The sequence below is a fragment of the Capnocytophaga sp. oral taxon 863 str. F0517 genome (genome assembly GCF_000466425.1).
Taxonomy (GTDB): Bacteria; Bacteroidota; Bacteroidia; order Flavobacteriales; family Flavobacteriaceae; genus Capnocytophaga.
On sequence record NZ_KE992163.1, the window covers coordinates 1 to 9162 of the forward strand.

Consider the following 9162-nt stretch of genomic DNA (forward strand, 5'->3'; position numbering starts at 1 on the left):
GGGAGATATCAAAAGGCGCTGCCCAAGTGATATCCAAGGTTACTCCTACCTTGCTGTAAATTGCTTTAACTTTCTCTACATCTATAGTAAGGTTCTCGGCAGTAGGGATAAGGGTTACCTTAGCTGTTTTAGGGGAGAGGTGTACCAAGTTGAACACCCCTGCGATTTGGTACTTTTTGCCTTGCTTGATCGTAGCTTGTACTTGTTCTACCGCAAAGCTGTGAAACCCTTTGAGAGTAAGCAAAAAGTCGTTAGAACCTTCTACTCGTTTGGATTCGATGAGTGCGCCTTTATCAGTTTTGAAGATAAGACTATCAGCACTCATATTTTTATCGGTGATATGTACTTTGGCTAAGAAAGGTTCTGTTTCACCTTTTACCACCGCTTTAAATGGAATGTACTTGCCGTCAAACTTTTGGTAGTCCTTACTATAGGCTTTGGTAGGAACTTCATAAGCGTATTTAGAGTCGGCGGTGTTTTCAAAAGTTACCTCAATACCTTTGGCGGTAAGGGCAGTTGCTTCACCATTTTGGGTAACACCATTGGTATTTTCTTTCGTAGGTTTGCCTCCTTGAGCTACTGTTTGAGGTTCAGATACTTTACCGTCTTTATCTATGTGATATATCTTTTCTTGGGTAGAGGTTACTCCATTGGTAGTAGTGGTAACTTTTCCTTTAATAGAAGAATCATTGCCTCCAAATGGGAATACTTCCTTGCGACCATTTTTACCTGTAACAACTATTTCACCATTGCGAGTTTCTACCTTTTCAATCTCGAAAGGTATCTCAATATCTTTAGATTTCTTGCCTTGACCTATAAGGTTTTCAGTAAATTGTACACCTTTCCAATCACTATCGTAGATAGTTTTTACGATACCATCGGTCAATTGATAGTCGGCATTGATTTTTATATTTTCAAATTCTACCGCTAACTTTGTGTCGTTCAGGTAAGGAACTTTTACAAATCCTTTACCAGAGAAAATACCATTGCTACCGCTCACTTCTAAAATGGTAACTGAAAAATCGCCTGCGGTAAACACTTCATTGGTTACCAAACTACCTAAAGGTTTCTTATTGGTAATTGCTATTTTTGGTGCAATACCACAGTTGTAGGCTGATTCGGTAGTGTTTTGCGTTTTTTCTATTTCAAAAGTCTGTATATCAGAATATACATAGCTGGGGGTAATACCATAGCGTTCTGTTTCACAAGTTGCTCCTACACGAAACTCATACTCTCCCGCTTCTAAGTCGGTGATAAGTGCTTGGGTATTGCGAGTAGAGGTATCAAACCACTGAGCATTAGCTACTCCTTTTTTACGGTATTGGATATGGTATTTTTGGTGCAGTGTATGCCCTTGCCATAGCAGTTTTGTACGGCTCTTGCTCTGTTGCTGGCTGAGTAAGAAGAGCGGTTTGCTACAATTCACAGCATAGACAAACGAATGTACCTCGCTATAACCATTGTTCTTAAACACACTATTTTCTGCCAATCCTCCTGTGGAGATAGCTCTCACTCGCCACGCATAATGTCTGCCAGGGATGAGGTTAGGTTTGCTCACATCATAGACGAAAGTGGTCATTCGCAAATCGTCTTCTTTGAGTATGCGTCGGCTTACTTCAAAAGCAAAACGAGGGTCGAGGGTAGGGTCTAAAATCTCACGTAATTCAAAGGAATAGGTTATATTAGTCGCATTAATTTGACGGGGTGTCCAACTGAAAATAATGTTTTGAAAGTCGGTTACAGCTACTTGCTCATTATCAGTAGGAATATTCAGTATTGGAGGGTCGTTGAGCATTAGATAGGCAATAGCACAATGGCTTTGTGATAGCCAGCGACCACTGAGCACATCCTTTACCCTAAAACAGAACGAGTACATCCCATCAGGCAAGGCGGAGGTGTATTGCTCAGAGGTGATACCTTGCAGGTTGCGCAACTGAAAGTAGCTTGCTAGCTCGGCATTGGTCAGGCGGAGGATTTCGCCTCCATTGATACGCAAAGGTGAAACGTCTGAAAGTATGGGGGCTGAGGTTGCTGTAAGTCCATTGCCTTTAATCTCTACATATAATTGCACGGGGCGGTTCTGCACACTCAAGTCGGTAGTGATGAGTTGCAGTTGTACCCTATTAGCCATTGGGTTGGCATAGTCAGCAATCTTACTGCTATACGGAGGTGTGAGCATAGGCACTACCTGCACAGGATAGGTCTGTGCTATGAGTTGCCAAGCAGAAAGCAGAAAAAAAAGGATATGAGAAACTAAGCGCATAGGTCTATGGAATAATGATAATCTTCTTACTTAATACTTGATAAGGTGTTTCTAAAACTAAAATATAGGTACCTGCTGAGAGATGTTCCTGAAAATCTACCCAGTGTTCCTCTGCAGAGGGGAGTGCTTTTTGGCTCACCAATTGTCCTGTGATACTATACAAACGGAATTTGACACTGCCCGTTTTCTCTAATACTACTTTGGCTTGAAAATTTCCATTAGAAGGATTAGGAGCTACTTCAAATTCTTTTATAAAAGCTTTGTTTGTATTATCAGATTTGGGCAAATCAGAAGCAGGTTCTACAATAATATTTTTGTAAAACAACTCAAAACAATTGCCTTGTGTTTGTTTGATACCTATATGGTATTCTCCTTTAACTTTGAAAATAAGCGAGATATAATTATCACTTTGTTGTGTAATTTCGATATCATTGTTTTGGGGTACTAACCATTGTGTTGTTTCTCCTTTTGGGTTGCTGGTGTTTACCAACACTACTTCTTCATTTTCATACGATTGGGTGGTGAGTAAAAATTCAGAAGCTATTGGTGTGTTGGCCACTTCAATCGTTAGTGTATCTGAGGCTACACACCCATCTTTGGTAGTTACAGTAGCGGTATAAGTACCACTTTCCCTTAAAGTTACTTCAGGAGCATTGGAAGAAAAACCATTATCTCCTCTCCACAAATAAGTTGCTTGAGAATCATTGATAGCTGTGTTCAAGGTAAGCGTTTGTCCGTTACAAAGCGTACGATTGCCTCCTAAATTAATTTCAAACTTAAGAGGGTTTTCAATGGTAAAGTTTTTGAAGTGAGCACAGCCCTGTGCATCTGTTACCTTTACCCTGTATTCACCAGCTGATAGATTGTTTATATTCGCTATGGTAGCTCCTGTATTCCACAAATATTGATAAGGAGCTGTACCTCCCTGTACGGTAAGTACTATAGAGGCATCAGTAGCGTTATGGCAACGAAGAGGTGTGATAGCTCCTGAAATAGTAAGGTTATTAGGTTGCAAAATAGCTGTATTTCCTTGTACCACACATCCTGCTCTGTCTTTGATTTCTACAGAGTAAGGCATAGGTAATAGATTTTCAACAGAGGCAGTAGTAGCCCCGTTAGACCACAGATACCTATAAGGAGGGGTGCCGCCTGTAGGAACTGCCGTAATTTTTCCATCATTCCCTCTACAAGTTGCATCTGTTTTTTGTAAAGAGAGGGTCAATCTGGCAGGTTCTCTAAGCTCATATACCACATCTGTAAGTGCTTCTAAGGTGTTGGTATGTGTATTATATCTGCCTAACTTGATCCCATTTGCATCCTCTATATTGATAGCATAGCGTCCTTGTGAGAGGTTCATAGCGGTATCTCCTTCAAAAGGGAGTAGCTGCCATGAGCCATTAGGGTTTTGCTTTTTCCAAGTATATTTATAAGGGCGTCCTCCATTGGCAGTACCTGTAAAAGGAGTACCTCCCTGAGCTCTAATTTGTAGAATCCCATCCTGACTTTCATCCCGTTGTCCATCCATTTCTCTATCTCTTTCATTACCAAACTCATTTCCTCGGTTACATGAGATAGGTTTCTCTAGAGAGAGTGTAGCTTGAAGCACAGGGGAATCTTCTAACTTAAAAAAACTATTTAGGACAGCACAATTCGCTTTTTGAGAATCTGAAGGATTATATTTAGAATCCATGACAGAGAGGTAATAATCACCTTGAGGGATATTTTCAAGAGATATATAGAATTTGTCCTCTATGGGATCATAATGAGTGGTAGCAAGCTGAGTGATTTCCTCTGTTCCTCTCTTCCAAGAAAACCTATACCTATTAGTTCCATTATAGGGAGTCCCTCCTTGTACCACAGCCATAATACGTCCATTGGTAGCTTGTGGGAATTGAGGGCGCTTTTGCTCTTGTGAAGGATAGGTGATAGTAATAGGATTGGGAGCAGTTAGGGTTATTGAAACTTGTTCATTTCCATTATCTTTTCCTATACAGTCATTACCATCTTTTACACGAATGGTATAAATTCCTTGGGGGAGATTTTTTATTATATGCTTATGGGATTCTGAGAATTCTAACCATTCGCCATTATTGAGTCTTATCTTATAGTTTTGATTAGTTCCACCAAAGGCTAATATGCTTATTTCTCCATTATTAGCATTAGGGCAAGAGGGATTTATTCCACTAGCACGGAATGTTACTCTTGAAGGATTCTTAATAGAGAATTTAAAATCCTCATTTCCATACTTAGAATAGGAGTTCCCTCCATTTCTTCCTACAATCCTTAGTTTATAATCCCCTATAGGTAAGTTCCGTAAAGTAAAAGTATTCCCTCTCTCTAATTGAGAGATATTAATGAGGGGATCTGAGTTTGGATTAGGAACAAGAGAAAAATTAATTTTCTCATCACTATCTAAGGGACGATCAAAATGTAACACATAATCCGCCTTATCTCCATAACACCTTGTAAAAATAGTCTCATTATTAGAATTGGTTAAAATAGGAAGGGATTTTTGATAAACAAAATTTATTGGAGATGGATTTTCACAATACGAACAAACATTTTTTAAGTCTATCCAAACAGATACATTTTTACCAAAATCTTCTTCTGACAAAAAATCACTTCCTTTGATACGCAATATTGGTTTATAATTATAGGAATAGGGAATATCTCTTGGATAACTACCTCCTACACTATATTTCCATTTGAAATATTTATTATCAATATTATCAGGGATTGTAACCGTTAAATAGTTTGTATCTGTTAAATATAAAGGGTTGCTAGGAAGAGGAATATTTATTACAGGTTTTGAGGATATTGTAATTCTATTCAATCCATCTCCTTGGTTATAGTAACTTTCTACAAAACATTCATTACTAATATTATAATTATTCCATTTATTTTCAGGTCCTCCATCACAACACTCTACTGGTACTGCAAATATACCCCATCTACACCATTCTTTCCATCTAATAATTTTTTTTACAATAACTTCTGTTATGGGGTTAGATTTTACATAACTTACAGGGTTTGAAATTGAAAAAGGGCTATTTATATATCTATTATTAAGAATTATTTCCGAATTTCTACTATTTGATCTAATAATCCTTATTTCTCTTAAGCCGTCAATATCTCCACACCCATTAGATCTTCTTCCCATATCTCCCTCAATATTTAGCTGATAGGAAGCACTTCCACTCAAATCTATTTGAGCAGATATGTGATTGACAAAAGTTAAGAGAATCACTACGAGGATGTGTATTTTCTTCATTTTTTTGATTTATTGTACACTAGTTTAAACGTTCAAAAATGACATCTATTTTGACCACTTTTAAATCAAACCTTGGGTCGCTTGGTTCTCGAGAAACATTTTCAAAAATAATCTTATTATTTGAGATAGATTTTATAGAAGAAAATCCTTCTGGAGTATTTTCAAAAGTCACATATAGTTTCATTCCATCTAATCTCCAAGAAAAAGGTTTAGTATTCTTCTCTTTTTCATCAGGATGATTCTTACAATCAGAATTATCATAAGCAATCATATTTCCTGTATGATTTGCTAAATATTCTACAAATTGACATTCCCTTTCAATTGTCTCTACAACTTTTCCATTAGCATCTAAGCCAATGTCTGTAATTTTCCACTTCCCAATCAGCTTTTGTTCAAGGGAGTCTTTAGATGGCTGTACAGGGGTAGTATCATCCTTTTTACCGCATGCACTGCTTGCAAACAAGCTAGTCACTAAGGCGACTAACAAAAATATTCTTTTCATTTTATTTAAATTTAATAATTAATGAGCAAAAATAAATATTTTCTTTGAATTATACAAATGTAGAAATGTTAAAATTTCTATTTGCATTAATAATTAACCTCTATCTTTTCACCTTGTGCAGGTTTGCCATTAGCCGATGAAGGTAAAAAATAATACTCATATACAGTGTTGATATGAACTTCTTTATCGGTGATGTGTTGTTGTTTTGGGGTGAGTACTTTCCAAAGAGAAGGAGTATTGCCCTTTACATTTTTGTAAATCTGTATCTCGGTTACTTTGGCATTTTTTTGATATTTCCAAAACAAAGAGATAGAACGCACATTTCTATCGGCTACAAAATCTACGCTTTTTATTACTTTATCAGCTCTTATAGGTGCTTTTATAGTTATGGTTGCATTGTCTGCACTTGACCATAACCCTGCTTTGTCCTTCGCTTGAATGAGATACTCATACGTTTTGCCTCCTTCAGTATTTTCATCAATAAATGTATTGGTTTCTTTGTGAAATACTTGTAGCGGTTGCCATTTTTCTGTTCCTTTTTCTCTTCTACTTAGTGTATAGCTTTCTACATCATCACTTGAACTGTTTATCCAATAGAGTGTTATCTTTCCGTTTTCGGTAGTGAAATTATTAAAAATAGGGGCAGTAGGCGGGTTTTTATCAGGTTTTTCAACTACTATTACTTCAGAAAAAGGAGAGCGATTGTAACGTAAATCTTCTGCTAAAATTTTGTAATATACTTTTTTATTAGAAAGAGAGAAACTCACCGTATCACGAGCCGTATTTTCAGTAATGATATGATTAAAGATATCTACAAATTCTTCTTTATCAGTGTTGGCTCTCAGTACTCTATAGCCTGCCAAGTCAGCCTCTGTATTAGCTTTCCACGAAAGAGTAACCACACCTAAACTATCAATTTTTCCTTGTAGTTCTATAGGTCGGGCAGGAGGAATAGAATCGGATGGTTGCACTAAAGTACTATGTGAGAAATGTCGCTTTTGTTGTTTATCAACTGAGGCTATTTTGAAGTAGTTAGACGCTGAAAGTTTCTTATAAATCAGTTTTCTGTCTTCTTTTTTAATATTGTCCACTACTTTTTGATAGTTCGCATCTTCTTTGGTATTGTACCAAAGTTCAAATTTTTCAGTAGCTTTTTCAGCATCTTTAGGGTATTCCCAAATAAGCTCTACCCCTTCATTAAGGAAATTATAGTCAGCTATACGAGGGACAGCTGTAGTAGCAGAAATACCTTGTACTTTTATAGGGGCTGAAGGAATACCTTTTTCGCCAAAGGCATTGATACCATAGATGCGAAAGAAGTAAGGCGTATCATTCGTTTCTAAAGTAGTTGCATAGAACATTTGTTTTTTACTTGTTCCATTCATATCTACAATAGGTGTGGAAGAAATAGGCTGAAAGTCAGTGCCATTTTCAGAACGTTCTATGATATAAGAAGTATATATATCTTTTAAATAAGTGATTCCCCAAGAAAAAAGCACCTTTTTATCATCGGGGATAGCTGTGAAATCGTGAATTTTAGGAAGTGTTTCAACATCAGAAAGCCCTACCATCACCGCAGAAGACTCTATTTCGGGCATTCCGAGAACTTCTACCTGATAAATATAGGTTTCTCCCGCTTTTACATCGGTATCTATAAATCCCCAACCTGCTTTCTGAGCTGCTACAAAGGACATATCTGCTGCAAAAAGAGCAAAAGTATGACGCTGGTTTAGCTCCTCTGCTATATTTACAATTTTAGATATACCATTTTTACTATTTTGTTCTACAGAAAAAGATTCTCCATATAGCGCTTGAGCAATGATAGCTCCATAATTATCTTTTTGAATGAAGTCTATCCAATCTTCTTGTTTATCAGGTTTTAGAGTAGCTATAGTTTGTTTTTCAGGATTTTCAAGGAGATTACCATCTTTTTTGAGGAGTATTTTGTGAAGAACAAAGCCTTTTTGATTTGCTTTCTTCCATTCAATAGGAGTATTTACCGCCCAACGGAGCAGTATTCTATCTTTTTGAACGTAGGACTTGAGCATTACTGAAGGAGTAGTATCAGACAATTGAGCAAAAGACCAATTTACTACCCACAAACAAATAAGAAATAAGGCTTTTTTCATAGCTAAATATATCAATTAATGATTTTTCGATACAAAAATAACTATTTTTTTTGATCTAGCAATTTTATTTTTTGAACTTTTCAAATAGCAAGTCGATTTCCCAAAACCCACTCAAATGAGATGCCTCCTTGTTTTTGTCCTATGAATTTAGTGGTTTCACCTAAGAAGACCACATCAGGAGCTTTGATGGTAGGCAGGTAGCCTACTTGTTGATTGAGAGAGGTAATGGTAAGCACCTTTTGAGAAGTACAAGAGCCATTGATAGTAAGAGTTACCACATATTCTCCAGTCTTTTCATAGGTGTGGAAAGTACGCTGTCTAAAATCGGCAGGAGAACCATCGCCAAAATCCCATTTCCACGATTTGGCATTTTTGGTTTTATCACCAAACTCAATTACTTCCTTCACAGCATAGTTATCGGCAAAGACATAGAAGTTAGCCTCCTCGCAATCGACGTGACGAGAGCATTGGAAAATGAATAAGAAAATACCAAGACAAAGGAGTACTCCGAAACTCCAATAGATTTTAGGGTCAAATTTAGGAAAAAAACCAGTAGAATTATAATTCATATATCTTCTTTTTAAAGAAACAATAGTAATTTAGAGGCGCAAATTAGTGATTTTTTGTGAAACAACCAACAAAATTCAAATATATTTTTGTTTTTAGCTTGTATGAAATTTATAAACACTTATTTATCAGTAGTATATAAAAACAAAGAAAACCAGCAAAACATCAGTTCTGCTGATTTTCAAAATGGAGATATACAGGTTCTTTAAGGAATAAATGCTACATTTTAAACCCTCGTGAGTTTTTGTTAAGAGTCTCTCTTACAAACTCCTTTGTGGGAGTTGGGACTTCTTGAGTTTCGCTTTTTTGACTCTCTTGTGATAGCTCTTTATTGAGTTCTTCTGCCTCTTGTTCCTCTTGTTTTTCTTGTTCTTCTTGAGCCTCTTGTGGAGTATTGGAGGAGAGTGAAAGTTGTATTTTCCTATCGAGG

At 36.7% G+C, this 9162-nt stretch carries 4 protein-coding genes and 2 pseudogenes; all 6 read right to left on the reverse strand.

Annotated elements, in window-relative coordinates; all coding sequences use genetic code 11:
• Positions 1-2263, reverse strand: a pseudogene (locus HMPREF1551_RS08190) (hypothetical protein); the annotation flags it as partial.
• Positions 2264-2267: 4 nt separating this feature from the next.
• Positions 2268-4700 carry a T9SS type A sorting domain-containing protein gene (locus HMPREF1551_RS08195; protein ID WP_231374970.1) on the reverse strand — a complete coding sequence of 811 codons (2433 nt, stop codon included), beginning with the start codon at positions 4698-4700 and terminating at the stop codon, positions 2268-2270.
• An 853-nt stretch (positions 4701-5553) separates the two neighbouring features.
• Positions 5554-6036, reverse strand: coding sequence for a lipocalin family protein (locus HMPREF1551_RS08200; RefSeq protein WP_021628632.1), 483 nt, complete (start codon positions 6034-6036; stop codon positions 5554-5556).
• A gap of 86 nt (positions 6037-6122) precedes the next feature.
• On the reverse strand, positions 6123-8165 hold the full coding sequence (locus tag HMPREF1551_RS08205) for a fibronectin type III domain-containing protein (RefSeq protein WP_021628633.1): 2043 nt from the start codon (positions 8163-8165) through the stop codon (positions 6123-6125).
• A gap of 80 nt (positions 8166-8245) precedes the next feature.
• On the reverse strand, positions 8246-8734 hold the full coding sequence (locus HMPREF1551_RS08210; RefSeq protein ID WP_021628634.1) for a PKD domain-containing protein: 489 nt from the start codon (positions 8732-8734) through the stop codon (positions 8246-8248).
• 217 nt (positions 8735-8951) lie between these two features.
• Positions 8952-9162: pseudogene (locus HMPREF1551_RS14005) on the reverse strand (hypothetical protein); the annotation flags it as partial.